The 26,523-nt window shown below is 71.9% G+C and carries 21 protein-coding genes; 11 read left to right on the forward strand and 10 right to left on the reverse strand.

Annotated features, from left to right (window positions below; genetic code table 11):
• Positions 1-19: 19 nt before the first annotated feature.
• A complete protein-coding gene (locus ACIA8O_RS10010; RefSeq protein ID WP_396293159.1) occupies positions 20-1,228 on the forward strand; it encodes a GNAT family N-acetyltransferase in 1,209 nt (402 codons plus the stop codon).
• A gap of 7 nt (positions 1,229-1,235) precedes the next feature.
• Here the strand turns inward: ACIA8O_RS10010 and ACIA8O_RS10015 are convergent, their stop codons facing one another.
• Complete coding sequence (locus ACIA8O_RS10015) at positions 1,236-2,081, reverse strand: hypothetical protein (RefSeq protein WP_396293160.1); 846 nt, start codon at positions 2,079-2,081, stop codon at positions 1,236-1,238.
• Positions 2,082-2,121: 40 nt separating this feature from the next.
• Positions 2,122-3,714, reverse strand: coding sequence for a replicative DNA helicase (gene dnaB / locus ACIA8O_RS10020; RefSeq protein ID WP_396293161.1), 1,593 nt, complete (start codon positions 3,712-3,714; stop codon positions 2,122-2,124).
• Between the two features lie 271 nt (positions 3,715-3,985).
• Between dnaB and ACIA8O_RS10025 the strand changes: the two genes are divergently transcribed.
• Positions 3,986-5,311, forward strand: a complete 1,326-nt coding sequence (locus ACIA8O_RS10025; RefSeq protein WP_396293162.1) for an MATE family efflux transporter — start codon at positions 3,986-3,988, stop codon at positions 5,309-5,311.
• Between the two features lie 88 nt (positions 5,312-5,399).
• Here ACIA8O_RS10025 and rplI read toward each other — a convergent pair whose 3' ends face one another.
• The 4 genes from rplI to rpsF all read right to left on the reverse strand — a co-directional run bounded on the left by rplI (position 5,400) and on the right by rpsF (position 7,191).
• The gene (gene rplI, locus ACIA8O_RS10030; RefSeq protein WP_396293164.1) at positions 5,400-5,846 is read right to left on the reverse strand and encodes a 50S ribosomal protein L9; all 447 of its coding nucleotides are present in this window, start codon (positions 5,844-5,846) and stop codon (positions 5,400-5,402) included.
• 17 nt (positions 5,847-5,863) lie between these two features.
• Positions 5,864-6,100, reverse strand: coding sequence for a 30S ribosomal protein S18 (rpsR, locus tag ACIA8O_RS10035; RefSeq protein WP_030270170.1), 237 nt, complete (start codon positions 6,098-6,100; stop codon positions 5,864-5,866).
• A gap of 68 nt (positions 6,101-6,168) precedes the next feature.
• A complete protein-coding gene (locus ACIA8O_RS10040) occupies positions 6,169-6,798 on the reverse strand; it encodes a single-stranded DNA-binding protein (protein WP_396293165.1) in 630 nt (209 codons plus the stop codon).
• Positions 6,799-6,900: 102 nt separating this feature from the next.
• A complete protein-coding gene (gene rpsF / locus ACIA8O_RS10045) occupies positions 6,901-7,191 on the reverse strand; it encodes a 30S ribosomal protein S6 (protein WP_345290507.1) in 291 nt (96 codons plus the stop codon).
• Between the two features lie 283 nt (positions 7,192-7,474).
• Here rpsF and ACIA8O_RS10050 point away from each other — a divergent pair, with 283 nt between their 5' ends.
• From ACIA8O_RS10050 to ACIA8O_RS10060, 3 genes are all read left to right on the forward strand, one after another.
• A complete protein-coding gene (locus ACIA8O_RS10050) occupies positions 7,475-7,777 on the forward strand; it encodes a hypothetical protein (protein ID WP_396293166.1) in 303 nt (100 codons plus the stop codon).
• Positions 7,778-7,978: 201 nt separating this feature from the next.
• The gene (locus ACIA8O_RS10055) at positions 7,979-9,097 is read left to right on the forward strand and encodes a lipid II:glycine glycyltransferase FemX (RefSeq protein ID WP_396293167.1); all 1,119 of its coding nucleotides are present in this window, start codon (positions 7,979-7,981) and stop codon (positions 9,095-9,097) included.
• A gap of 32 nt (positions 9,098-9,129) precedes the next feature.
• The gene (locus ACIA8O_RS10060) at positions 9,130-10,152 is read left to right on the forward strand and encodes an alanine racemase (RefSeq protein WP_396293168.1); all 1,023 of its coding nucleotides are present in this window, start codon (positions 9,130-9,132) and stop codon (positions 10,150-10,152) included.
• A gap of 4 nt (positions 10,153-10,156) precedes the next feature.
• On the opposite strand, the gene ACIA8O_RS10065 is transcribed toward ACIA8O_RS10060, so the two are convergent.
• Entirely contained in the window at positions 10,157-11,776 is a 1,620-nt protein-coding gene (locus ACIA8O_RS10065; RefSeq protein ID WP_396293169.1) for a glycosyltransferase family 87 protein, read from the reverse strand.
• A 159-nt stretch (positions 11,777-11,935) separates the two neighbouring features.
• A complete protein-coding gene (locus tag ACIA8O_RS10070) occupies positions 11,936-14,596 on the reverse strand; it encodes a transglycosylase domain-containing protein (protein ID WP_396293171.1) in 2,661 nt (886 codons plus the stop codon).
• Positions 14,597-14,926: 330 nt separating this feature from the next.
• Here ACIA8O_RS10070 and ACIA8O_RS10075 point away from each other — a divergent pair, with 330 nt between their 5' ends.
• The 3 genes from ACIA8O_RS10075 to ACIA8O_RS10085 all read left to right on the forward strand — a co-directional run bounded on the left by ACIA8O_RS10075 (position 14,927) and on the right by ACIA8O_RS10085 (position 18,208).
• On the forward strand, positions 14,927-15,592 hold the full coding sequence (locus tag ACIA8O_RS10075; RefSeq protein ID WP_396293172.1) for a helix-turn-helix transcriptional regulator: 666 nt from the start codon (positions 14,927-14,929) through the stop codon (positions 15,590-15,592).
• 130 nt (positions 15,593-15,722) lie between these two features.
• Positions 15,723-16,805 (forward strand): inositol-3-phosphate synthase, encoded by a 1,083-nt coding sequence (locus tag ACIA8O_RS10080; protein WP_396293174.1) that lies wholly within the window; start codon positions 15,723-15,725, stop codon positions 16,803-16,805.
• Positions 16,806-16,921: 116 nt separating this feature from the next.
• Positions 16,922-18,208 (forward strand): MFS transporter, encoded by a 1,287-nt coding sequence (locus tag ACIA8O_RS10085; protein WP_396293175.1) that lies wholly within the window; start codon positions 16,922-16,924, stop codon positions 18,206-18,208.
• An 87-nt stretch (positions 18,209-18,295) separates the two neighbouring features.
• Here ACIA8O_RS10085 and ACIA8O_RS10090 read toward each other — a convergent pair whose 3' ends face one another.
• Complete coding sequence (locus ACIA8O_RS10090; protein WP_396293176.1) at positions 18,296-18,535, reverse strand: hypothetical protein; 240 nt, start codon at positions 18,533-18,535, stop codon at positions 18,296-18,298.
• A gap of 305 nt (positions 18,536-18,840) precedes the next feature.
• On the opposite strand from ACIA8O_RS10090, the gene ACIA8O_RS10095 reads away from it, so the two are divergent.
• Positions 18,841-19,587, forward strand: coding sequence for a hypothetical protein (locus ACIA8O_RS10095; RefSeq protein ID WP_396293177.1), 747 nt, complete (start codon positions 18,841-18,843; stop codon positions 19,585-19,587).
• A gap of 54 nt (positions 19,588-19,641) precedes the next feature.
• Here ACIA8O_RS10095 and ACIA8O_RS10100 read toward each other — a convergent pair whose 3' ends face one another.
• Positions 19,642-21,102, reverse strand: a complete 1,461-nt coding sequence (locus ACIA8O_RS10100) for a CCA tRNA nucleotidyltransferase (protein WP_396293592.1) — start codon at positions 21,100-21,102, stop codon at positions 19,642-19,644.
• A gap of 463 nt (positions 21,103-21,565) precedes the next feature.
• On the opposite strand from ACIA8O_RS10100, the gene ACIA8O_RS10105 reads away from it, so the two are divergent.
• Together ACIA8O_RS10105 and murJ are read left to right on the forward strand one after the other, a co-directional pair.
• A complete protein-coding gene (locus ACIA8O_RS10105; protein WP_396293178.1) occupies positions 21,566-23,926 on the forward strand; it encodes a DUF6049 family protein in 2,361 nt (786 codons plus the stop codon).
• Between the two features lie 44 nt (positions 23,927-23,970).
• On the forward strand, positions 23,971-26,325 hold the full coding sequence (gene murJ, locus ACIA8O_RS10110; protein WP_396293179.1) for a murein biosynthesis integral membrane protein MurJ: 2,355 nt from the start codon (positions 23,971-23,973) through the stop codon (positions 26,323-26,325).
• Positions 26,326-26,523: the final 198 nt, after the last annotated feature.

Genomic DNA, 26,523 nt, shown 5'->3' on the forward strand with positions numbered 1-26,523 from the left:
CGGGGAGACCGTGGCAGGCATGCAGATCCGTCCCACCACCGAGCAGGACCTCGACCTCTTCGTCGAGACCATGTACGCCGCCTTCGCCCGCTTCCCGGACGGCCCGGCCGACTCCCCCGGCGGCTGGTTCTCGGCGCTGGAGCCGGAGCGCGGCCTGTTCGCCCTGGACGGGACCGGCCGCCCGGTCGGCACCGCCGCCGCCTACAGCTTCGAACTCACCCTGCCGGGCGGCGCGTTGACCCCCGTCTCCGGGGTCAGCGCGGTCGGCGTGCTGCCCACCCACCGCCGCCGGGGCGCGCTCACCGCCCTGATGCGCCGTCAACTCGCCGACCTGCGCGCCCGCGGCGAGCACCTCGCCGTCCTGCTCGCCTCCGAGGCCCTGATCTACCGCCGCTTCGGCTACGGCCCGGCCACCTACACCGGCCGCCTCACCGTCCAGCGCTCCCGGGCCGGCCTCACCCCCTCCCGGGCCGGCCGCCCGGACACCGGCACCGTCGAGATCCTCCGCCGCTCCGAGTGCACCGACCTCCTGGCACAGGTCTACGACCGCTACCGCCGCACCCAGCCCGGCGCCCTCTCCCGCCCGCCCCGCTGGTGGGCCCGGGGCGCCGGCCAGCCCCCCGTCGCCCCGGCCGCCCGGTACGTCGCCGTGCACCGCGACGCCGACGGCACCCCCGACGGCTACGCCACCTACTCCATCAGCGAGCCCGACACCCTGGTCGTCGACGAGACCATCGCCGCCGACGACGCGGTGGTCACCGCCCTGACCGCCTTCCTGCTCCGGCACGACCTGGTCTCCAAGGTGGTCCTCAAGCACTTCGCCCCCGACCACCCGCTGCGCTGGCAGCTCACCGACCTCCGCGCCGCCGAGGCCAGCCACTACGACGACTGGCTCTGGGTCCGCCTCCTCGACGTCCCCGCCGCCCTCACCTCCCGCGGCTGGACCACCGACGGAGAGCTCGTCCTCGACGTCACCGACCCCTTCCTGGGCGAACACCACCGCTACGCCCTCACCACCCGCGCCGGCGAAGCCACCTGCACCCCCACCGACCGCACCCCGGACCTCACCCTCGACATCAGCGACCTCGGCTCGGTCTTCCTGGGCGGCACCACCCCCAGCACCCTGATCCGGGCCGGCCACGTCCAGGCCCACACCCCCGACGCGGCCGCCACCGCCGACGCCCTGTTCCGCGCCGAACGCCCCCCGCACTGCCTGCACTGGTTCTGACCCGCCGTCAGCCCTCCCCGCCGGGCGGGACGGTCCACCGCAACACCGTCCCGCCCGCCCCGTCCTCCTCCAAGGTGACGGGGTACACCAGCCCGGCGTCCCGCCCCCCGTGGTGCGTGACGGCGTAGTCCCCCTGGTCCCAGTCGATCCCGAGCACCCGGCAACCACCCACCTCGATCACTCCGTCGTGGAGCGGCCGGTGCCACGCGGCCCGCCGGAAACGGTGGAAGTCCGTGTGCTCCTCCACCCCGACGGCGACACCCCGGCTGTGCAGACCGCCCTGCCAGACCTCGATCTCCGCCGCCAGCGCGACCGCCTCCGCGAGCGGCAGGTCGAGCCAGCCATAGGAGGCCTCGACGTCGTCCTCGGCGATCCGCTCCCCGCCGAACCGCGCGTGCGCCCCGTCCTCGTACCGCCCCCAGTAGAAGACGTCGGCCAGCCCGTCCAGCGGCTCGTCGGCCGGCCCCGTCCACACGTCCAGCCCCGAGGCGTCGCCGACCACCATGCCGCACCGGTCCACCGGCAGGTCGCCGAGCAGGACCGGCCCCGGCTGGCCGGCGTTCCACGGCAGCCCGAGCGCGACCTCCAGAACCGCGATCGTCGGCTCCTCGTCGAACAGCGAGGGCCTGGTCGTGGCCCGCACCCGCAGGGGCCGGTCCGCGGCCGCCCGCACCACGACCACCTCGGCCTCGCCGTCCCGGAGATGACCACCACCGGTGGCCACCGCCTCCGCCGCCCGCACGGACAACGGCGCGCCGGTCTCCCGCCAGTGGTCGATCCACCCCGCCGTCCCGAGCACCAGCACGCCGGACGGCGCGGTGACGGATCCCAGGTCGGTGCAGGCGTCGCTCATGGGCCGATCCTCCCGCCCGGGTACGACAGCCGGCGGTGCGTCAGGTGACGTCGCGGGTCATGTCGACGAAGCGGGAGTAGTGGCCCTGGAAGGCGACCGTGATGGTGGCGGTGGGGCCGTTACGGTGCTTGGCGACGATCAGGTCGGCCTCACCGGCCCGCGGGGACTCCTTCTCGTAGGCGTCCTCGCGGTGCAGCAGGATGACCATGTCGGCGTCCTGCTCGATGGAGCCGGACTCGCGGAGGTCGCTGACCATCGGCTTCTTGTCGGTGCGCTGCTCGGGGCCACGGTTCAGCTGGGAGAGCGCGATGACCGGGAGCTCCAGCTCCTTGGCGAGCAGCTTGAGGTTACGGGACATGTCCGAGACCTCCTGCTGGCGGTTCTCGGCCCGCCGTGAGCCGCCGGACTGCATCAGCTGGAGGTAGTCGATGACCACCAGCTTGAGGTCCTGACGCTGCTTCAGGCGGCGGCACTTGGCCCGGATCTCCATCATCGACAGGTTGGGCGAGTCGTCGATGAAGAGCGGGGCGGCGGTGACGTCGGGCATCCGCCGGGCGACCCGGGTCCAGTCGTCGTCGGTCATGTTGCCGGAGCGCATGTGGTGCAGCGCGACCCGGGCCTCGGCCGAGAGCAGGCGCATGGCGATCTCGTTGCGCCCCATTTCGAGGGAGAAGATGACGCTGGGCAGCCCGTTGGTGATCGAGCAGGCCCGGGTGAAGTCCAGTGCCAGCGTCGACTTGCCCATCGCGGGACGGGCCGCGATGACGATCATCTGCCCGGGGTGCAGCCCGTTGGTGAGCGCGTCGAGGTCGGCGAAGCCGGTCGGCACGCCGGACATCTGGCCCTGCCGGGAGCCGATCGCCTCGATCTCGTCGAGCGCGCCCTCCATGATGTCGGCCAGCGGGGCGTAGTCCTCGCTGGTGCGCTGCTCGGTGACGGCGTAGATCTCGGCCTGGGCGGCGTTGACGATCTCGTCGACGTCGCCCTCGGCGGCGTAGCCCATGCCGGCGATCCGGGTGCCGGCCTCGACGAGGCGGCGGAGCACCGCGCGCTCGTGCACGATCTCGGCGTAGTACTCGGCGTTGGCCGCGGTGGGCACCGAGTTGACCAGGGTGTGCAGATAGCCGGGGCCGCCGACCCGGGTCAGTTCACCGCGCTTGGTGAGCTCACCGGCCACGGTGATCGGGTCGGCGGGCTCGCCCCGGGCGTAGAGGTCGAGGATGGCGCCGTGGATGAGCTCGTGGGCGGGCCGGTAGTAGTCGGCGGGCTTGAGCACCTCGACGACGTCGGCGATGGCGTCCTTGGAGAGCAGCATGCCGCCGAGCACGGACTGCTCGGCCGCCAGGTCCTGCGGGGGGACGCGTTCGAAGCCGTCGGCCTGCGGGCGGTCGTCGCCGTCCCCGTCGCGGCGGCGTCCGCCGCCCTTGCCGAAGGAGCCCTTGCCCTTGCCGAAGCCGCCTTCGCCGCGTCCCTCGCCCCGTCCTTCGCCGCGGTCGTCGCTGCGGCGGCTCACCGGGAGGCGGTCACCGGGCCCGTCCGGGAACGGCCCCGGCGGGAAGGCGTCGTCGGACGGCTGCCAGTCGTCCTCCGGGGGCGGGGGCGCATCGTGGTCGTCGTACTGGGGGCCGGTCACCAGCCAACGCTACCAAGCGGTTATCCACAGGGCGTGTGGACAACCGTCCCCATGCTGTGGAGAACTCACCGATTCCTGTGCACAACCCTGTGGACGTCCCCGAGTGACCATCGCCACGCACGCTCTGACCTGCGAGGACGGATGGTCCGCAGTGTGACGAGAAATCGTCCACAGACTTCCCCGGGCGGCCGAACCGCTGCTCGGTCACCGTTTCGAGTAAGTACCCCAAGCCTCTTGTACCGCTTACCTGTGGATGAGTAGCCTTGGCCGAATGAGATCCGCCACGTCCCGCCGCCGGCACGACCGGGAGATCCTCGCCCTCGCCGTCCCGGCCTTCGGCGCCCTGGTCGCCGAACCGCTCTTCCTGATGGCCGACTCGGCCGTCGTCGGCCACCTCGGCACCGCCCAGCTGGCCGGCCTGGGCGTCGCCACCTCGCTGCTCGCCACCCTCACCGGCGTCTTCGTCTTCCTGGCCTACGCGACCACCGCCGCGGTGGCCCGCCGGATCGGCGCCGGCGACCGCCGGGCCGCCGTCCAGCAGGGCATCGACGGCATCTGGCTGGCCCTGATGATCTCGGCCGGGCTGGTGCTGCTCACCCTGCTGTTCGCCCCGCAGGCCGCCGAACTGCTCGGCGCCTCCGACACCGCCGCCCCGTACGCGGTGACCTACCTGCGGATCAGCGCGCTCGGCATCCCGGCGATCCTGCTGGTGCTGGCCGCCACCGGCGTGCTGCGCGGGCTCCAGGACACCCGCACCCCGCTGCGGGTGGCGATCGCCGGCTTCGGCGCCAACCTGGCGCTCAACCTCCTGCTGGTCTACGGCGCCGGCCTCGGCGTGGCCGGCTCGGCCTGGGGCACCGTGCTGGCCCAGGCCGGGATGGCCGCCGTGTACGTCGCGGTGGTGGTCCGCGGCGCCCGCCGGGAGGGTGCGGGCCTGCGGCCGGACCTGGCCGGCATCCGGGCCAGTGCCCGGGCCGGCGGTCCGCTGCTGGTCCGCACGCTCAGCCTGCGCGCCGTGCTGATGCTGGCCACCGCGGTGGCGGCGGGCCTCGGCGACGTCGAGATGGCGGCCCATCAGATCGCCTTCACCATCTGGACCTTCCTGGCCTTCGCCCTGGACGCCATCGCGATCGCCGGCCAGGCCATCGTCGGCCGCTACCTGGGTGCCTCGGACGTGCCGGGCACCCGGGAGGCCACCCGCCGGATGATCGAGTGGGGCCTCGGCGTCGGGGTGCTGCTGGGCCTGCTGCTGGTGCTGGCCCGGCCGCTGTACGTGCCGCTGTTCACCGAGGACCCGGTGGTCCGCGAGCAGGTCTCCCGGGTGATGCTGGTGATCGCGCTGGCCCAGCCGGTGAGCGGGGTGGTCTTCGTGCTGGACGGGGTGCTGATGGGCGCCGGGGACGGCCGTTACCTGGCCTGGGCCGGGCTCGGGACGCTGGCCGTGTTCGCCCCGGCGGCGCTGCTGGTGCCGGAGCTGGGCGGCGGGCTGACCGCGCTCTGGTGGGCGATCAACCTGTTCATGCTGGCCCGCTGCGCCTTCCTCTGCCTGCGGGTCGCCACCGACCGCTGGCTGGTCACCGGCGCGGTCCGCGACTGACCCGACGGCCCGTCAGGACACCGCCCCGGCACGGCGAACGGCCCGGCTCCCCCGAGGGGGAACCGGGCCGTTGACGCTAACGCGTGGTTCAGGCGGCGACGACGGCGACGTCGAGGTTGGCCTGGACGTCGGCGTGCAGCTTGACCGAGACCTTGTGGGTGCCCACGGTCTTGATCGGCGAGGCGATCGCGACGGCGCGCTTGTCCACGGCGGGGCCGCCGGCGGCCTTGATGGCCTCGACGACGTCGGCCTGGGTCACCGAGCCGAACAGACGGCCGGCCTCGCCCGAGCGGACGGCCAGCTTGACCTGGACGCCCTCGAGCTTGCCCTTGACCTCGTTGGCGGCCTCGAGGGTCTGGATCTCGTGGATCTTGCGGGCGCGACGGATCGCGTCGACGTCCTTCTGGCCGCCCTTGGTCCAGCGGATGGCGAAGCCACGCGGGACCAGGAAGTTGCGGGCGTAACCGTCCTTGACCTCGACGACCTCGCCGGCCGAGCCGAGACCGGGGACCTCGTGAGTGAGGATGATCTTCATTCTTCGGTCACCCTCTCTTAGCGCGTGGTGGAGGTGTAGGGCAGCAGCGCCATCTCACGGCTGTTCTTCACGGCCGTGGCGACGTCACGCTGGTGCTGGGTGCAGTTGCCGGTGACCCGGCGGGCACGGATCTTGCCGCGGTCGGAGATGAACTTCCGCAGCAGGTTCGTGTCCTTGTAGTCAACGTAGTTGACCTTGTCCTTGCAGAAGACGCAAACCTTCTTCTTCGGCTTGCGAGCAGGCGGCTTCGCCATTGTGTGCTCCTGTGAATACGAGATCTGTCAGCATCGCCGGGCTTCCGAGGGCCCGGCACGCACCGCTGTTAGAACGGAGGCTCTTCCGAGTAGCCGCCACCGGCCGGGGCACCCCAGCCGCCGCCACCCTGGTTTCCACCGGAGGAGGACGGAGTGCTGGACGCCCACGGGTCGTCGGACGGGCCGGACTGGCCGCCGCCGGAGTTCCCACCCCAGCTGCCGCCACCCTGGTTGCCGCCACCGCCGCCCCAGGAGCCGCCCTGGCCGCCACCCTGCTGGCCGCCGCCGTAGCCACCGCCGCCGCCGGGACCGCCGCCGCCGGGACCGCCGGAGCGGTTGGCGCGGGTGACCTTGGCGGTTGCCGAGCGCAGGCTCGGGCCGACCTCGTCGACCTCGACCTCGAAGACCGTCCGCTTCTCGCCTTCCTTGGTCTCGTAAGACCGCTGGCGCAGTCGGCCCTGCACGATCACGCGCATGCCGCGCTGCAGCGACTCGGCCACGTTCTCCGCCGGCTGACGCCAGACGTTGCACGTGAGGAAGAGGCTCTCGCCGTCCTTCCACTCGTTGGTCTGGCGGTCGAAGGTGCGCGGGGTGGACGCGATACGGAACTTCGCGACCGCCGCACCCGACGGGGTGAAGCGCAGCTCGGGGTCGTCGACGAGATTGCCGACGAGGGTGATGACGGTCTCGCCTGCCATGGTGGTGATGACCTCTCGGAAAGAAGTTCTGCGGTGCTCGTCCGCTGTTTCACGTGAAACGACGGACGCGAGCCACCTGACGCCGGAGCGTCAGGAGTGGGCTCAGTGGGTGTCCGGGCGCAGGACCTTGGTCCGCAGAACCGACTCGCTCAGGCTGAGCTGGCGGTCGAGCTCCTTGACGACCTCGGGCGTGGCCTTCAGGTCGATGACCGAGTAGATGCCCTCGGACTGCTTGTTGATCTCGTACGCCAGGCGACGACGACCCCAGGTGTCGATCTTCTCGACCTTGCCGCCGCCGTTGCGCACGACGTTCAGGAAGGACTCGATCAGCGGGGCGACGGCGCGCTCCTCGACGGAGGGGTCGAGGATGAGCATCAGCTCGTAGTGACGCATGGGTAACCCACCTCCTTTGGACTCAACGGCCACGGTCTCTCCGTGGCAGGAGGGTTGTGCAGCGTCGGCACCGGTGTCCGGACGACGTACCGAGGACGCTAGCCCTCGGCACTGACATCCACCCCCCGGCCCGGTGAAGGGCAGACGGGGGCACAAGTACACCAGTGCAGACCGCACAGCCTACCTGCACCCGGACGGCCGAACAAAACGCATAGGGGTTGTGATCCACCACCCAATCGCCGCAATCTGGACAGAACGGCTCTTCACCCGGGAGGTGGGCCCCATGGCACAGACCGTGCGCCGCACGCCGCCGTTCACCCTCAACACCGACGGCCACGCACACCCCAAGGAGAACGCGCTCGTCGGGGTGGCGGCCGTCCTGGGCCTGGTGGCCTTCGTGACGGCGTTCTTCCACAACATGCACCTGATCAGCTCCTGGACCGGCCTGTTCGGCATCCTGGTCGGCTTCTGGGGGCAGTTCGTCTCGGTCACCACGGCCGAGCGCTTCGTCCTGATGATCTCGATCGGCGCGGCCGCGGTGGGCTTCTACCTCGGCGTCGCCCACGGCGGACTCTGGGGCGCGTGACCGCCCCGCGCGCGCTGGTCCGGCACGATCCGTCCGGTCCGAACGCGTAACCTCCGACGCCCTCCCCGCGTACACACCGCGAGGGGGGCGTCCCCCTGCCCGGCCGGGGCCGTCCGACCGGCCCGGAGCACTGCGCCCGAAACGGACCATTCGGGCGATAGGGTCACCCTGGACCGGCCGACCTAGGAGGAGCACCCCAGCATGAGCCTGCGTCTGAGGACGATCACCCGCGAGGAACACCTGGCCTTCGTCCGGGCCCGCCCGTCGGCCAGCCACATGCAGGTTCCGTCCTGGGGGGACGTCAAGAGCGAGTGGCGCACCGAGAGCATCGGCTGGTTCGACGCCTCGGAGCAGCTGGTCGGCGCCGGGCTGGTGCTCTACCGCCAGCTGCCCAAGCTCAAGCGCTACCTGGCCTACCTGCCCGAGGGCCCGGTGATCGACTGGTTCGACCGGGACCTGGACCGCTGGCTGGACCCGATGCTGGCGCACCTCAAGGCGCAGGGCGCGTTCTCGGTGAAGATGGGGCCGCCGGTGGTGATCCGCCGGTGGAACGCGCCCACCATCAAGGAGGCGATCGCCGGCAAGCAGGCCAAGCGCCTGCGCGACCTGGAGCCGGACTGGTACGAGCCGCGCGCCTTCGAACTGGCCGACCGGCTGCGCAAGGCCGGCTGGCTGCAGGGCGAGGACGGCGGGGCCGGCTTCGGCGACGTGCAGCCGCGCTACGTGTTCCAGGTGCCGCTGGCCAACCGCTCGCTGGACGACGTGCAGAAGGGGTTCAACCAGCTCTGGCGTCGCAACATCAAGAAGGCCGAGAAGAGCGGCGTCGAGGTGGTCCAGGGCGGCTACGAGGACCTCGCGGTCTTCCACAGGCTGTACGTGGTGACCGCCGAGCGGGACCACTTCACCCCGCGCCCGCTCTCCTACTTCCAGCGGATGTGGACCGCCCTCACCACCGAGGACCCCAACCGGATGCGGCTCTACCTCGCCTACCACGAGGGCGAACCGCTGGCCGCCACCACGATGCTGACGGTCGGTGAGCACGTCTGGTACTCCTACGGCGCCTCCGCCAACCACAAGCGCGAGGTCAAGCCGTCCAACGCCGTCCAGTGGCGGATGATGCGCGACTCCTACGCGCTCGGCGCGAGCATCTACGACCTGCGCGGGATCAGCGACACCCTGGACGAGGAGGACCACCTCTTCGGGCTGATCCAGTTCAAGGTCGGCACCGGCGGCCAGGCCGCCGAGTACGTCGGCGAGTGGGACTTCCCGCTCAACAAGCTGCTGCACAAGGCGCTCGACCTCTACATGTCGCGCCGCTGACCCTCCGTCACCACCCCGGGGAGAACGCTCCGATGACCCTCTCGCTCCAGCTGGACACCGCCCGCTGGCGGGCCCACCAACGGTCCGTCCTGGCCGAGTTCCCCGGGCTGGTGCCGGTGGCCAAGGGCAACGGCTACGGCCTGGGCAACCTCCGGCTGGCCGAGGAGGCCAACCGGCTGGGCGCCGGGCTGCTCGCGGTCGGCACCGCCGACGAGGCCAGGGCGGTGGCCGGGGCCTTCGACGGCGAGCTGCTGGTGCTCACCCCGTACCGGCCCGGCGAGGAGCCGCTGCCGGTCGAGGTCATCCGCACCGTCGCGCACCTGGAGGCGGCCCGGGCACTGCCGCCGGGCAGCCGGGTGGTGGTGGAGTGCATGACCTCGATGCGGCGGCACGGCGTCTCGGTGGCCGACCTGGCCCGGCTGCCGGTGGAGGACCTGCGGCTGGAGGGCTTCGCCCTGCACCTGCCGCTGGACCGGCCGGACGGCTCCGACCCGGTGGCCGAGGTGGCCGACTGGGTGGCGGCGGTGGCCGCGGCCGGGCTGCCCACCGGCCGCTTCTTCCTCAGCCACCTCGGCTCGGCCGACCTGGGCCGGCTGGCCGGGCGGTACCCGGGGACCGACTTCCGCTCCCGGATCGGCACCCGGCTCTGGCTGGGCGACGTCGGCGCGCTCACCGCGCTGGCCACCGTCATGGACGTCACCCCGGTGGCCAGGGGCGACCGGTACGGCTACCGCCAGCACCGGGCGCCCTCCGACGGCCACCTGCTGGTGGTCTCCGGCGGCACCGCGCACGGGGTCGGGCTGGAGGCGCCCAAGTACGTGCACGGGATGCTCCCCCGGGCCAAGGGCCTGGCCCGGGCGGGCCTGGCCACCGTCAACCGCACCCTCTCGCCCTACGCCTGGGACGGGCGCCAGCTCTGGTTCGCCGAGCCGCCGCACATGCAGGTGAGCATCCTCTTCCTGCCCGGCGGCGCCAAGCCCCCGGCGATCGGCGACGAGCTGGAGCTGAACACCCGTCACACCACCACCCACTTCGACCGGGTGGTGGACGCGTAGCCCCCTAGGACTGCTGCCCGCCGTTGCGGAGCTCGTCGGCGGGCCGCCCGTCCGGCGCCTCCTCCGGCTCGCCCACGGTGTGGCCGGGCTCGAAGCGCTCGGGGAGCCAGTCGGGCTGCTCGGGCAGGGCGTAGTCCGCGTAGCTGCGGTCCTCCCGCAGGCGGCGGGCGGTGCCGAGCACGAAGACGTCCGGGGCCTGGTCGAGCACGCCGCCCGAGGGGTCGTCGCTGCCGTCCCAGCGGACCGGGTCGAGCTCCGGGCGCAGGACGTCGCGGACCACCATCCAGCACAGGTAGAGCGTGCCGAGCAGGTGGAGCACGATCGCCAGGTGGTACCAGTCCTGGTTGATGCCGTGCTGCTTGGAGTCGCCGGTGAAGGCCAGGTAGGACCAGACGCCGAGGAAGTAGAGCACCTCGCAGGCCTGCCAGATCAGGAAGTCCCGCCAGCGCGGGCGGGCCAGCGCGGCGAGCGGGATCAGCCAGAGCACGTACTGCGGCGAGTAGACCTTGTTGGTCAGGATGAACGCGGCCACGATCAGGAAGGCCAGCTGGGCGAAGCGCGGGCGGCGCGGCGCGGAGAGCGCCAGCCAGCAGATGCCCAGGCAGGCGGCGATCAGCAGGCCGGCGATCCAGGTGTTGAGGGTCTCCAGCTGCTGGCCGCGGTCCTGCATCAGGATCAGCCAGAAGGAGCCGAAGTCCTCCTTGCGGGTCTGGCTGAAGGTGTAGAAGGTGGCCCAGCCCTTGAAGTTGGCCGCCATCACCGGGAGGTTGACGAGCAGCCAGGCGCCGACCGCGCCACCGGCCGCCTGCCAGAAGGCGCGCCACTTCCCGGCCCGCCAGCAGAGCACCAGCAGCGGGCCGAGCAGCAGGAAGGGGTAGAGCTTGGCCGCGGTGGCCAGGCCGATGAAGGCCCCGGCCCAGGCCGGGCGGCGGTTGGCCCAGAAGGCCATCGAGACGGCGCAGAAGGCGACCGCCAGCAGGTCCCAGTTGATGGTGAGGTTCAGCGCCAGCGCGGGGGCCAGGGCGAACAGCAGCGCGTCCCAGGGGCGGCGGCGGTGCGCCCGGGTGAGCGCCACCACGGTGACCACCGCACAGGCCGTCAGCATCCCGGCGTTGATCAGCCAGAACCACTGCTCCTGGGTCTCGGTGTCCCCGGTGCCCGGCGTGAGCCAGGCCGCCACCTGCATGAACAGGCCGGTCAGCACCGGGTACTCCAGGTACTGCATGTCCGCGCTGGGCTGCGGCAGCATGTCCACGTACGGGGTCAGCCCGGCGGCGAAGCCGCGCCAGGTGTACAGGTGCGGGATGTCGCTGTAGCAGGCGTGGGTGTACTGGGTGGTGGCGCCGCGGAACCAGCCGCCGTCGTAGCAGGGCAGCTTCTGCGCCATCCCGAGCACGCAGGTGACGATCACCAGCAGGGCCAGGAAGCGGGCCGGGACCCACCAGTTGACGCCGAGCAGGGCGCGGCGGCCGGGCGGGCCGCCGAGCAGCTCGCTGCCCGCGGCGGCCACCGGGTCCTCGTCCGCGGGGACGACCACGGTGTTCGGCGGCGGCCCGGGGGCGGCGGCCGGGTCCGGGACGGTGGCCGTGCTGCTGCCGTTCTCGTCACGTGCGCTCGACGTCATGGCGGACATGATGCCGCACTGGTCCACTCCACAGCAGGTGCCCCCGCCCACGGGTTTCGGCAGCGGGCCGGCCGGGGCGCCGCACCCGCCCGGAACGCGCCGGTGGCGGCCCTCCGAGGAGGACCGCCACCGGGTGGTGCGGGTGGAGCCGACGCTCCGTCAGCCCTGCGGGGCGACCTGGTTGCCGGCCGCGCCGCTCGCACTGCCGCTCGGGCTCGGGCTGGAGCTCGGGCTGCTGGAGCCGGTCGGCCTGCCGGTGGGCTTGCCGCTGGGCTTGCCGCTCGACGAGGGCCCGCCGGTGGGGCAGAGCGCCGGGACCAGGCAGGGGTCCTCGGTGCTGGTCGGCGTCTCGCTCGGCCCCGTGGTGACCGGTGCGCTCGGGCTGTTGCCGGTGTTCGGCGCGGTCGGGGCGATCGTGGTCGGCGACGCCACCGGGGCGGTCTCGGTCGCCGTGGCCGACGGGCTGGCCGTCGAGGGGGCGCCCGAGGAGTCCACCTGCTCGCCGATCTCCTCCGGCTTCGGGAAGTTCTCCTTCGGCTGGCCGTTCAGGATCGTCTTCATGTAGCGGGTGAAGATGTCGGTCGGGAAGTCACCACCGTGGATCTCGTCCTTCTTGGCGGTGCCGTTCAGGGTGAGCAGACCGGGCTTGCCCGGCTCCTCGCGCCACATGCCGACCGAGGTGACCAGGGAGGGCGTGTAGCCGACCCACCAGGCCGACTTGCCGCCGTCGGTGGTGCCGGTCTTGCCGGCGATCGGGCGGTTCAGCGCGTTGGTCTTGCTGCCGGTGCCGTTCTTGGCGACGTTCACCAGCACGTCGGTGACGTTGTCGGCCACCGCCTGCTCCAGCACCTGCTTCGGGGCCGGCTTGGTGAACTGCTTCAGCTCGGCGCCCTGGTGCACCAGCTTGGCCACCGAGTACGGGTCGGTCTGCATGCCGCGGGCGGCGAACACGCCGTAGGCCGAGGCCATCCGGATCGCGCTCGGGGTGGAGGTGCCCAGCGGGAAGGTGATGGTGGAGGAGTCGGCCAGGCTCTCCTTGCGCAGGCCCAGCTGCTCGACCAGCGTGCCGACCTTCTTGGTGCCGACGTCCTGGCCGAGCTGGACGAAGGGCACGTTGTAGGACTGCTCCATGGCCTTGCGCAGGGTCACGTAGCCGGGCTTGCTGCTGCCGCTGTTCTTCTGCCGGTACGGCTTGCCGTCGTCGCCGGTGATGGGCGAGCCGTTCAGCCCGCGGATCTCCGCCTTGTCGTCGGCCAGGTAGCGGCTGTCGGCGTTGATCCGCTTCGGCTTGCCGTCGTTGCCGGTCTCGGTCTGCACGCCGTCCTGCATGGCGGCGGCCAGCACGAAGGGCTTGAAGGTCGAGCCGACCGGCACGCCGAAGGTGTCGGCGTTGTCGGTGTGGTGGCCCTTCTCGACGCCCTCGCCGCCGTAGATGGCCACGATGGCGCCGTCGTTGGGCAGCACCGAGGCGGCGCCGACCTGCACGAAGCGGTCGGTGTCGGGCCGCTTGTTCTCGTCCAGGGTCTCGGACCGGAAGTCGTCCACGGCCTTCTTCAGGGCGTCCACCTTGTCCTTCTGGAAGGTGGTGTAGATCTGGTAGCCGCCCCGGCCGAGCGCGGCCTCGGTGATGTTCTTGTCCTTGGCCATCACGTACTTGTTGGCCAGCTCGACCATGTAGCTGACCTGGCCGTTCATGCTGGCCGAGACCTTCTTGGGCTGCGGCTCGGGGAACTCGGTGCAGCCCGCCCGCTTCTCCTTGGTGATGGCGCCGGTGGTCACCATGCGGTCCAGCACCTCGTTCCACCGGGAGACCGCGCGGTCGTGGTTGGCCTTGATCGAGGGGTCGTAGTACGCGGCGCCCTTGAGCAGGCCGGCCAGCATGGCGCTCTGACAGAGGTTCAGGTTCTTGGCGTCCACGCCGTAGTAGGCCTGGGCGGCGGCCTGCACGCCGGTGGCGCCGCGGCCGAACCAGCTGGTGTTGAGGTATCCGGTGAGGATCTCCTCCTTGCCCTTGTCCTCGTTCACCTTGAGCGTGATGATCAGCTCCTTGGCCTTGCGGCTCAGGGTCTGGTCCTGGCTCAGGTAGGCGTTCTTCACGTACTGCTGGGTGATGGTCGAGCCGCCCTGGGTCTCGCCGCCGGTCGCCATGTTGTAGACGGCGCGGGCGATGCCCTTGGGGTCGATGCCGGTGTCGTTCCAGAAGCTGGCGTTCTCGATCGAGATGGCCGCGTTCTGCACGTCCTTGCTGATGTCGGCGAGTCCGACCACCTGGCGGTTGGTGTCGCCCTGGCGGGTCATCTCGGAGCCGTCGGCCCAGTAGTAGATGTTGTTCTGCCGGTCCACGGCCGCGTTCAGGTCGGGCACCGGGGTGAGCGCGTAGGCCGCGCCGACCACCGCCACGCCGCTGCCGACGAACAGCAGGAAGACCGTCAGCTGCTGCTTCCAGGACGGGATCCAGCGCCGCACGCCGGTCTTGCCGAACCGCGGGTAGTCGATGAAGCGCTTCTTGCCGGGCTTCCCGGACGCGCCGGCCCTGCCGCCCCGGCCGGGGCCGGTCTCCGCGCCGCCCTTGGCCCCGGCCTTCTGCGCCTGCCTGCGCATCTCGGCCCTGGTCAGCCGGGGCTGCTGGGCGGTGGCCCGGGCCGCGCCGGCCCGAGGGCCGGCCCCGGGGCGGGGGCCGCCTCCGGCGCGGTCGCCGCCGTAGACCGGCGCACCCTCGGGCGGGGACCCGTACGCATACGGACGGCCGCCGTCGGCCGGGTTCCCCTGCGGCCCCTGACCACCGTCCGGATCCGACGACCTGCGGCGTCGTTCGCTCATCTTCCAGCACTCCTCGGTCCTCGTGCGCAGGCGTACAGAGAGCCCGTGCACACGCGACAGAGTACGCATCCGAAAAACGCACCTAATCGGGCATCAGATGACAACTCACGCATAACGCCGCCAGATCATTACATGCCCGTTGCCAACCTGGCCCCGAACGGCCCTTGACGGATGCTCAGCACGGACCGGCCGAAATCCTGTGACCTCGTTCACCCGAGTCGCTCTTGCTCGTTCCGTGACCCAGGTTTACTGTTCTCGATATATCGAGCCGATACATCGGCACGGCATACGGCACGGCATACGGCACGGGCGGAAGGAGGCGGGGACAGAGTGAGCAGGCGCTCGGGAGTTCTGGAGTTCGCCGTCCTCGGCCTGCTGCACGACGCCCCGATGCACGGCTACGAGCTCCGCAAGCGGCTCAACGTGCTGCTCGGTTCGTTCCGCGCCTTCTCCTACGGCACGCTCTACCCCTGCCTGAAGAGCCTGGTCGCCCAGGGCTTCCTGGTGGAGGACAACCCGGAGGCCGAGTACGTTCCGGCCACCGCGCTCAACGGCAAGCGCTCGAAGATCACCTACCGGCTCTCCCCCGAGGGCAAGCAGCGCTTCGAGGAGCTGCTCGCCGACTCCGGACCGGACGCCTGGGAGGACGAGCACTTCGGCGTGCACTTCGCCTTCTTCGGACAGACCGACAAGGCCGTCCGGATGCGGGTGCTGGAAGGGCGCAGGAGCCGGCTGGAGGAGCGGCTGGAGCGGATGCGCAGCTCGATCGCCCGCACCCGCGAGCGGTTCGACGACTACACCCTCGAACTGCAGCGGCACGGGCTCGAGTCGGTGGAGCGCGAGGTCCGCTGGCTGAACGAGCTGATCGAGACCGAACGGGCCAACCGGGCCGGGCGCAGTCCCGGCCCCGCCGAGAAGACTTCGGACGGCCGTGGCCAGGAGGCCGGGTCCTCGGACCCGCCGGGGCCACCGCACGACCGCCCGGGGCGTTCCTGACGGAGCGCCGAACCCGCCGCGCCCGGAGCGTGTGCGGCGGGACTGGGCGCGTCGCGCCCGCCAGAGAAGAGAAGTTGAGCGAGGCCGCCCGTCCGGGCGGCTCTCATGAGATCAGTAGGGAGCAACCGGAATGGGTTCGGTTCGCGTAGCCATCGTGGGCGTCGGCAACTGTGCCGCGTCGCTGGTGCAGGGTGTCGAGTACTACAAGGACGCCGACCCCGCCGGCAAGGTCCCCGGGCTGATGCACGTGCAGTTCGGCGACTACCACGTCCGTGACGTGGAGTTCGTCGCCGCGTTCGACGTCGACGCCAAGAAGGTCGGCTTCGACCTGTCCGAGGCCATCGGCGCCAGCGAGAACAACACCATCAAGATCTGCGACGTGCCGCCGACCGGCGTCACCGTCCAGCGCGGCCACACCCTGGACGGCCTCGGCAAGTACTACCTGGAGACCATCGAGGAGTCGGACGCCGCTCCGGTCGACGTCGTCCAGGCCCTGAAGGACGCCCAGGTCGACGTCCTGGTCTGCTACCTGCCGGTCGGCTCGGAGAAGGCCGCCAAGTTCTACGCGCAGGCCGCCATCGACGCCAAGGTCGCCTTCGTGAACGCCCTCCCGGTGTTCATCGCCGGCACCAAGGAGTGGGCGGACAAGTTCACCGAGGCCGGCGTGCCGATCGTCGGTGACGACATCAAGTCCCAGGTCGGCGCGACCATCACGCACCGCGTGATGGCCAAGCTGTTCGAGGACCGCGGTGTCATCCTCGAGCGCACCATGCAGCTGAACGTCGGCGGCAACATGGACTTCAAGAACATGCTCGAGCGCGAGCGCCTGGAGTCCAAGAAGATCTCCAAGACCCAGGCCGTCACCTCGCAGATCCGCGACCGCGAGCTGGGCGCCAAGAACGTCCACATCGGCCCGTCGGACTACGTCGCCTGGCTCGACGACCGCAAGTGGGCGTACGTCCGCCTCGAGGGCCGCGCCTTCGGCGACGTCCCGCTGAACCTCGAGTACAAGCTCGAGGTCTGGGACTCGCCGAACTCGGCCGGTGTCATCATCGACGCCGTCCGCGCCGCGAAGATCGCCCTGGACCGGGGCATCGGCGGCCCGATCCTCTCCGCCTCCTCCTACTTCATGAAGTCGCCGCCGGTGCAGTACTTCGACGACGAGGCCAAGGAGAACGTGGAGAAGTTCATCCGCGGCGAGGTCGAGCGCTGACCCGTGCTCCGCTGAGCTCCTGAACGGGGGTCCTGACGTTCCGTCAGGACCCCCGTCGGCCTTTCCGGGTGATGTTTCACGTGAAACACCTCCCGGCCTCGTGGCACCCTTGGCGGGTGGATCGGACGGGGAACGGCACCTCACTCAGCGCACTGCTCCGGGGTGCGGACTTCCGACGACTGCTCACCGCCCGGGTCCTCTCCCAACTCTCCGACGGCGTCTTCCAGGTCTCGCTGGCCTCCTACGTGGTCTTCTCCCCCGAGCGGCAGTCCAGCCCGGCCGACATCGCCTCGCTGCTGGTGGTGCTGCTGCTGCCGTTCTCCCTGGTCGGCCCGTTCGCCGGGGTGCTGCTGGACCGCTGGCGCCGGCGGCAGGTGCTCTACCTCGGCAACCTGGCCCGCTGCGGCCTCGGCCTGGTCACCGGCGCGCTGCTGCTGGCCCGGGCGCCCGAGTGGCTCTTCCTGCTCGCCGCCCTGCTGGTCACCGCGCTCAACCGCTTCATCCTGGCCGGGCTCTCCGCCTCACTCCCCCGGGTGGTCCGCCCCGAGCAGCTGGTCACCGCCAACGCCCTCTCCCCCACCCTCGGCACCGTGGCCGCCACCTGCGGCGGCGGACTCGGCTTCCTGGTCCACCTGGTGGTCCCGGCCGGCGCCGCCGCGGACGCCCTGCTGGTCACCACCGCCGCCCTGCTCTACCTCTGCGCCGGCCTCTCCGCCCTGCGGATGAGCCCCGACCTGCTCGGCCCCGACCACCACCCCGACCGACCGCCGCTGCACCTCGCCCTGGCCCTGGCCACCCGCGAACTCGCCGACGGCGTACGGCACCTGGTACGGGACTGCCGCCCCGCCACGTACGCGCTGGCCGCCATCACCGCCGCCCGGTTCTGCTACGGGATCCTGGTCGTCACGGTGCTGATGCTCGCCCGCCACACCTTCAACTCCCCCGACGACATCCCCGGCGGCATGGCCACCCTCGGGCAGGCGGTGGCCGTCTCCGCCGTCGGCTTCTTCCTCGCCGCGATGGTCAGCCCCTGGTGCACCCGCCGCTTCGGCCTCACCGGCTGGCTCACCGGCTGCACCGCCGCCGCCGCGGTCTTCGTCCCCGCCCTCGGCCTCACCTACGCCCTGATCCCCTGCCTGGCCGCGGCCCTGCTGCTCGGCCTGGTCACCCAGTCCGTCAAGATCTGCGCCGACACCGTCGTCCAGGAGTCCGTCGAGGACGCCTACCGCGGCCGGGTCTTCGCCCTCTACGACGTCCTCTTCAACCTCGCCTTCGTGGCCGCCGCCGCCGTCACCGCCGTCCTCCTCCCCCTCGACGGCCGCTCCCCCCTCCTGATGCTCACCACCTCCCTCCTCTACGCCACCACCGCCCTCCTCTACGCCCGCTCCACCCGCCCCCGCTGACGCCGCCTCACCCCCGCCCGCGCCGGCGCCGCGTCCACCGACCCCTCGGGGGAGGGCGACCAGTTGTCCACAGGCCGGTACACAGGGTTATCCACAGGGCTCGGGCGGGAGATCTGCCCCGCGTCCAGCAACCTGACGTGCGGTTTCACTGTCGCGCAGCAGCATCGCCACGTTCAGCACGGTCCGCCGGCTGAACAGCGCGAGCGACCTGGCGCGGGACCGGATCCCACAGAGTTGCTTGAAACAGCTCAGTTCGTCACCGGCGATCGCCCGGCAACCGCTGCTCTCCAACTCCTGCCGGTGATCATGGACGACCGCCTTGATCACCGTCTCCCCTCACCCCGAAGTACCGCGCCACGCCCTCCACGCTCTCCGGGAACCGGGCCCGTCCCGCTCCCGGGAGACAGGGCACCACGGCGGGCCGAGCTGCCACCAGGGGCGGCCAGTTGGAGCACACCATCGAGCGGATCCGCTAAAGCGACAGGTGTTCACGCGATCTTGACGGCGGGTCAGGTGATCACGGGCAGGTGTCGTTTCCCCCACCGCTCGGAAAACCCACTACCGCTGCGGTGCCCCCGGTCGGTAGCTTGCGGCGTTCTCTCTCACCACGCGATTCACCTCGGGGGATTCCCTTGTCCACTCCACCGCCCCAGCAGAACCCCTTCGCCACCCCGCCGGCCGACGTTCCGGCAGGTCAGGCGATACCCGACCAGCAGGGGTACGTCCACCAGGGACCGCTGCCGACCGGGCCGTTCTGCCGTTTCTGCGGATCGGCCCCCGCGGTCGAGGCGACCATCCGCGGCCACCAGGGGTTCCTGGTCATCATGAAGTTCCTCAAGCTGGAGGGCCCCTTCTGCCGGAGCTGCGGAATCGCGGCGCACCGGGACATGACGGCCAAGAGCCTCTGGCAGGGCTGGTGGGGCATCGCCTCCGCGATCATCAACCCCGTCACCATGCTGATCAACGTCCCGCAGCGGCTGAAGATCAACAAGCTGGCCGAGCCCATCCCGGGCGCCCCCGGCCAGCCGATGAACCCGGGCAAGCCGGTGTTCCGCCGCCCGGCCGCGCTGGGCATCCTGCTCCCGGTGATCGCGGTGGCGGTCTTCGGCTACACGCTCGCGGGCGACCCCTCGTACGCCTCCGTCGGCGACTGCGTCCACAACCGCCACACGGTCGTGCAGAGCGACCAGGGCGACAGCAACCCGGACGTCGTGGTGCTGGACTGCACCGACCCGAAGGCCGAGGCCAAGATCGTCGGCAAGCTGGACGACACCACCGACGACACGGCCTGCGACCAGTTCCCCGGCTCGGACGGCTACTACACCGAGCAGCAGGGCAAGCGGAAGTTCACCCTCTGCCTGGACTTCCTGAAGGACTGACGGCAGTGGGGGGCGTCCGCACCGGACGCCCCCCACTGACTTCCTTCGAGGACGTCAGTCCTGCTCCGCCCACCACTGCTTGAGGGCGGCCACCGCCTCGTCGTGCTCCATCGGCCCGTTCTCCAGCCGCAGTTCGAGCATGTGCTTGTAGGCGCGGCCGACCAGCGGCCCGGGCTTGAGGTCGAGCAGCTGCATGATCTGGTTGCCGTCCAGGGCGGGCCGGACGGCGTCCAGCTCCTCCTGCTCCCTGAGGACGGTGATCCGCTCCTCCAGCGAGTCGTACGTCCGGGAGAGGGCGGCGGCCTTCTTGCGGTTGCGGGTGGTGCAGTCGGAGCGGGTCAGCTTGTGCAGGCGCTCCAGCAGCGGGCCGGCGTCGGTGACGTAGCGCCGCACCGCCGAGTCGGTCCACTCCCCGCCGCCGTACCCGTGGAAGCGCAGGTGGAGCTCGACCAGCCGGGAGACGTCCTCGACCATCTCCTTGGAGTACTTGAGCTCCCGCATCCGCTTGCGGGTCATCTTGGCGCCGACCACCTCGTGGTGGTGGAAGGAGACCCGGCCGTCGGACTCGAAGCGGCGGGTGCGCGGCTTGCCGATGTCGTGCAGCAGCGCGGCCAGTCGCAGCACCAGGTCGGGGCCGTCCTGCTCCAGCGCGATGGCCTGCTCCAGCACCGTCAGCGAGTGCTCGTAGACGTCCTTGTGCCGGTGGTGCTCGTCGCTCTCCAGCTGGAGGGCGGGCAGCTCGGGCAGCACGTGCGCGGCCAGCCCGGTGTCGACCAGCAGCCGCAGGCCCTTCACCGGGTGGTCGGCGAGCAGCAGCTTGTTGAGCTCGGCCTGGACCCGCTCGGCGGAGACGATGGTGATCCGCTCGGCCATCGCGGTCATCGCGGCGACCACCTCGGGCGCCGGGGTGAAGTCCAGCTGGGCGGCGAAGCGGGCGGCCCGCATCATCCGCAGCGGGTCGTCGGAGAAGGACTCCTCCGGGGTGGCGGGGGTGCGCAGCACCCGGGCCTCCAGGTCGTCCAGTCCGTGGTGCGGGTCGACGAAGCCGCGGCCGGGCAGGTCGACGGCCATCGCGTTGACCGTGAAGTCCCGGCGGACCAGGTCCTCCTCGATGCTGTCCCCGTAGCTGACCTCGGGCTTGCGCGAGGTGCGGTCGTAGGACTCGCTGCGGTACGTGGTGATCTCGATCAGGAAGGACCCGTCGGCAGTGTCCTTGCGCGCGCCGACGGTGCCGAAGGCGATGCCGACGTCCCAGACCGCGTCCGCCCAGCCCTTGACCAGCTTCAGCACCTGCTCGGGGCGGGCGTCGGTGGTGAAGTCGAGGTCGTTGCCGAGCCGGCCGAGCAGCGCGTCCCGGACCGAGCCGCCGACCAGGGCCAGCCGGTGCCCGGCCGCCCGGAACCGTCCGGCGATCTCGTCGGCGACCGGGGAGACCCGGAGCAGCTCTTGCAGGCCGCGGGCCTGGGCCTCGGTCAGGCCGGGAGCGACGGCGCGGACGGCTTCGGTGCTGGACAGCGGGGCGCGGGCGGACTCGGCGCCGGGATCATTGGCAGTGGACACGGCTCACAAGGGTACGTGGCCGCCCCGGCTGTCCGCCGCCCGGTTTCGTCCGGTTCACCCGGCGTGCGCCGCGCCCCGGCCGTCCACCGCACCGCCGACCGGGCTCCGCACGGCCACGCCCGGCCACCCGCACCGCCACCCGCCGCTCGCGCTACGGCAGGTGACGACCCGTCGGACGGAGCCCGCGCGCGGGCCGCCCGGAGCCCGGTCGGCCGGTCACGCCCCGTGAGCCCCCGGCCCGCAACACCAGCGCGCCACCGGCCTCGTTACCATGCCGGTGGTGAGATCCCGGCCCGGGCCTCGGCTGCCGCTGCGGTATCCCCTTCCAGATCCCCTTCCAGTTCTGGATCGGTCCATCGGGTTCCATCGAGTCCGTCCGATCCAGAGCCTCCGATCCAGAACGGCGAGGTCGACACGCGTGGGTGAGCCGGTGCGGCACCAGGGGCAGGGCACGGCGGGCCGGTCCCGTCGACGATGGGTCCGGCCGCTGTCGGGGCTGCTGGCCTCCGCCGCGCTGCTGACCTGCGGCACGCTGCCGGCCTCCGCCCGGCCGGCCCTGGCCGCCGGCGGCCCGCCCGCCCTCGCCCTGCCGGCCGCCTCCGCGGAGTACCCGGCGGTGGTCACGATCGACTCGGTGGCCCCGCAGGTGGCCACCCAGCAGGGCCAGGTCACGGTCACCGGGAAGGTGACCAACGGCGGGCCCTCGCCGATCAGGGAGGTCTCGGCGGGCCTGCGCACCGCGAAGCCGGTGGGCAACCGCAGCACCATCGACTCGATCGTCCGCCGCACCGACCCGCTGAACGCGGACGGCTCCCCGATCGTGACCGGCCGGGAGAACCTCGGCAACCTGGCGCCCGGCGAGAGCCACTCCTTCACCGTCACCCTGCCGGTCGGCGAGCTCAAGGCCCCCAAGGGCGGGGTGCTGGAGCTGGCGGTGGACGCCGCCGGCCGGACCCCGGACGACGACGACCCGCACACCCTGGGGATCGCCCGCACCTTCCTCCCCTACACCACCGAGCCGATCACCCAGCCGACCCAGCTCGCGGTGGTCTGGCCGATCACCCACGCCCCGGAGCTGGTCGCCCAGACCATGGGCACCGAGAACGACCAGACCGCGGTGCTGCGGGACGACTCGCTGGCCACCGACCTGGCCCCCGGCGGCCGGCTGCACCAGCTGGTGCAGACCGGCAAGGAGCTGCCCGGCCTGACCTGGGTGGTCGACCCCGACCTGCTGGACACCGTGCTGGCGATGACCCGGGGCTACCGGGTCCAGAAGCCCGGCACCGCGGGCGAGTCGGCCAAGGAGGACAACACCGTGGCCGGCACCGGCCGGGACGCCGCCACGGAGTGGCTCAAGCTGCTGCGCGCGGCGGTGGCCACGGCCGGCAGCCAGGTGGTCTCGCTCCCCTACGCCGACCCGGACCTGGCCTCGATCGCGCACAACGGCGCCGACCTGCGGGGCATGGACACCGCACTGCGCAAGGCCCACACCGCCGGCGAGGTGACCACCGAGGGCCGGCTCTCGGTGGACGTCAGCTCCAACGTGGCCTGGCCCTACCAGGGCCAGCTGGACCAGCAGATCGCGGCGGTGGCCCGCACCACCGGCGACAACCTGGTGCTGACCAGCGGCTCCGCGCTCTCCGACAGCGGGCTGGACTACACCCCGAACGCGGCCCGGCCGATCGGCAACGGGCAGACCGCCGTGGTCGCCGACTCCACCGTCTCCAACCTGTTCCAGCAGGACCTGAGCACCCCTCAGGCGCAGAGCGCCACGATCCAGCGCTTCCTCGCCGAGACCATGACGGTCCATCACCAGCGGCCCGACCCGCGCACCCTGCTGGTGCTGCCCCCGCGCAACCTCAGCGGCGTCGCCGCCGAGACCCTGGCCAAGTCGGTGACCGCCGCCCAGCAGGGCGGCTGGGCCAAGCTGGTGAAGCTGGACACGGTGGCCACCGCCCCCGCCGACCGGAACGCCAACGGCTCCGTCCCGGGCCCGGGCGAGTACCCGCAGCAGCTCCGCAGCGGTGAGCTCTCCCGGGAGACCCTGACCCAGGTGATGGGCATCCAGGGCAAGCTGGACCAGCTGCTCTTCATCCTCACCCAGCCGCAGCGGGTGCGCGGGCCGTTCAACGCCGCGATGGTCCGCTCGATGTCCACCCAGTGGCGCGATCAGGGCCCGGCCGGCTCCACCTACCGGGCCGGGGTGCAGAACTACCTGGACGGCCTGATCAGCGCGGTCAAGCTCACCCCCAAGAGCACGGTCACCCTCGCAGGTGACAACGGGATCGTCCTGGTCAGCATGAAGAACGACCTCAACCAGGCGGTCGGCAACCTGCGGATCAGGCTCTCCTCCAGCCAGCCGAACCGCGTCCACGTCGGCGGCGCCGACCCGGTGGTGGTCGAGGCGGTCACCAGCCGCACCCTGCGCTTCAACGCCAAGGCCAAGAGCAACGGCGCGGTCCCGATGACCGCCCAGCTGGAGACCACCAACGGCTACCCGTACGGCGAGCCGATGGCCTTCACCGTGGAGGTCACCTCGGTCACCTCCGGCGTGCTGTACGTCATCGGCGGCGGCGTGATCCTGATGCTGCTGGCCGCCGTCCGCTTCGTCCTCCAGCGCCGCAAGCGGGCGGACGAGCCGCAGGAGGACCCCGAGGCCCCGCTGGAGACCGCCGAAGCCTCCCCCGCCGTGCCCTCCCCCACCGCCGGAGGCACGCCGCAGGAGAGCGGCGCAGGTACCGGGGAACACGCCTCCGGTGATGAGAAGGTGGGTCACTGAGCCGCCCCGCACGGGCGGACGTACCCGACCAGCGATGAGGTGGCATGAGCGGGCCGCGCGAGGACCGAGCACAGGGCCGTGAGCAGGGACGCGCCGCGGGGCAGGACGGCCCGGCGGCCCAACCCGCCGACTGGTACCTGGCGGACACCTACGCCCAGGACCCCTACGCGGTGGACCCGTACCCGACCGAGCCCGGTCCGGACCCGTACGGGCTGCGCACCCCCGCCGCCGTGCCGCCGCAGCACCCGGCCCCCGAGGCACCCGCGGACACCCGGACCGCCGACCAGGACGGCCCCGGCGACCCGCTCCACCCCCTCGCCGACCCGGACGACCCGCAGACCCTCCGGCTGCTCCAGCCGTCCCGGCAGCTGCCCGCCGAGTCCGCCCTGACCGCCCCCGCCCCGCGCTGGGCCTCGCTGGCCGCCGAACCGCTCGCGGAGCCCGCCACCGCGCCCGTGCCCGCCACCGATCCGGACGACCCGACCGCGGAGTACGTCGGCGTGGACGGCCTGCTCACCGGTGCCGCCGCCGGTTCCGCCACCGGTGGTTCCGCCGTCGCCGCGGCCGGCCCGAGCAAGGGCGGCGACGGCGGCGACGGCCCGGACCGCGACGAGCCCTACGTCCCGCCGATCGAGTTCGACCCGCCGCTCTCCGAGGCCGAGGCCATCGGCCCGCCCGCCACCCCGCTCACGCCCCCCGTGGCGGCCGAGCGGCCCGCCACCGCGCCCGTACCCGCGGCCGGCGGCAAGGTGGCCGGCCTGGTGAACTCCAGCGCCCTGATGGCGGCCGGCACCCTGGTCTCCCGCGGCACCGGCTTCCTGCGCACCATGGTGATCGCCGCCGCGATCGGCGTCGGCACCATGGGCGACTCGTACAACGCGGCCAACACCCTGCCCACCCTGCTCTACATCCTGATCGGCGGCGGCGCGCTCAACGCGGTCTTCGTCCCGCAGCTGGTCCGGGCGATGAAGAACGACGAGGACGGCGGCACCGCCTACGCCAACCGGCTGCTCACCGTGGTGATGGCCGGCCTGGCCGGGGTGACCTTCCTGGCCGTGCTCGGCGCCCCGCTGCTGGTGCAGCTGATCTCGCACTCGCTGATGAAGGACCCGGCCACCGCGGACACCACCGTGGCGCTGGCCCGGTACTGCCTGCCCACCATCTTCTTCATGGGCATCCACGTGGTGATGGGTCAGATCCTCAACGCCCGGGGCCGGTTCGGCGCGATGATGTGGACCCCGGTCCTCAACAACGTCGTGGTGATCGCCACCTTCGGGACGTACATCTGGGTCTACGGCACCTTCCAGCACAGCGAGGTGACCCCGGCGACCATCGCCCCCGAGGGCGTCCGGCTGCTCGGCATCGGCACCCTGCTCGGCCTGGCCGTCCAGGCCCTGGCGATGGTTCCCTACCTGCGGGCCGCCGAGTTCCGCTTCCGCCCCCGCTTCGACTGGCGCGGCCACGGCCTCGGCAAGGCCGCCCGGCTGGCCAAGTGGACCTTCCTGTTCGTGCTGGCCAACCAGGCCGGGTACCTGGTGATCACCCAGCTGGCCACCGCCGCCGGTTCGGCGGCCGAGGCCACCGGGCACCTGGGCGTCGGCCTGGCCGCGTACTCCAACGCACTGCTGATCTGGCAGCTGCCGATGGCCGTGGTCACCGTCTCGGTGATGAGCGCGGTGCTCCCCCGGCTCTCCCGCTCGGCCGCCGACGGCGACGCCGGGGCGGTCCGCGACGACCTCTCGTACGGGCTGCGCACCTCGGCGGTGGCGATCGTGCCCGCCGCCTTCCTCTTCCTCGCGCTCGGCCCGGTGATCGGCAGCGCGATCTACGGCTTCGGCAACGGCGGGGCGGTCGCCCACGGCACCACCGCGATCGGCTGGATGCTCTCCGCCTTCGCGCTCGGCCTGATCCCCTACTCGGTGCAGTACGTGCTGCTGCGCGGCTTCTACGCCTACGAGGACACCCGCACGCCGTTCGCCAACACCGTCTGGGTGGCGGGCTGTCAGGCCGCCTTCGCGGTGCTCTGCTGGTACCTGCTGCCCTCCCAGTGGGCGGTCACCGGGATGGCCCTCGGCTACGGGCTGGCCTACGCGGTCGGCGTGGCGGTGGCGGTCCCCAAGCTGAAGGCCCGGATCGGCGGGCTGGACACCGGACGGATCGCCAAGACCTACGTCCGGCTGGCGATCGCCTCGGTGCCCGCCGCCGCGGTCGGCGCCGTCACCGGACTGCTGCTGAACGACCTGCTCACCGGCGCGCTCGGGGACTGGCCGGGCGCGGTGGTCACCCTGGTGCTGGCCGGCGGACTGCAGTTGGCCGTCTTCGGTCTGATCGCCCGTCGGATGCGGATCGAGGAGCTCAACGCGATGATCGGTATGGTGCGGAGCAGGCTGGGACGCTGACCCGCCGTCAGTCCGGACGGGGTCCTCCCGGGGCCCGCGCAACCCACCGACCGGTGAACTCCGGCCCGACGCGGCCGGAACGCAACCGGTCGGTTCGCCCAGCGGTCGTAGCAGGGGAGGAAGAGTGGGCACAATTGTCCTGGCACGCCGCCGCCCTCCGGGGCCGGGCCGACGGCCGACTTTCCGGAACCCGGGGCG

Source organism: Kitasatospora sp. NPDC051853 (assembly GCF_044452665.1).
Taxonomy (GTDB): Bacteria; Actinomycetota; Actinomycetes; order Streptomycetales; family Streptomycetaceae; genus Kitasatospora.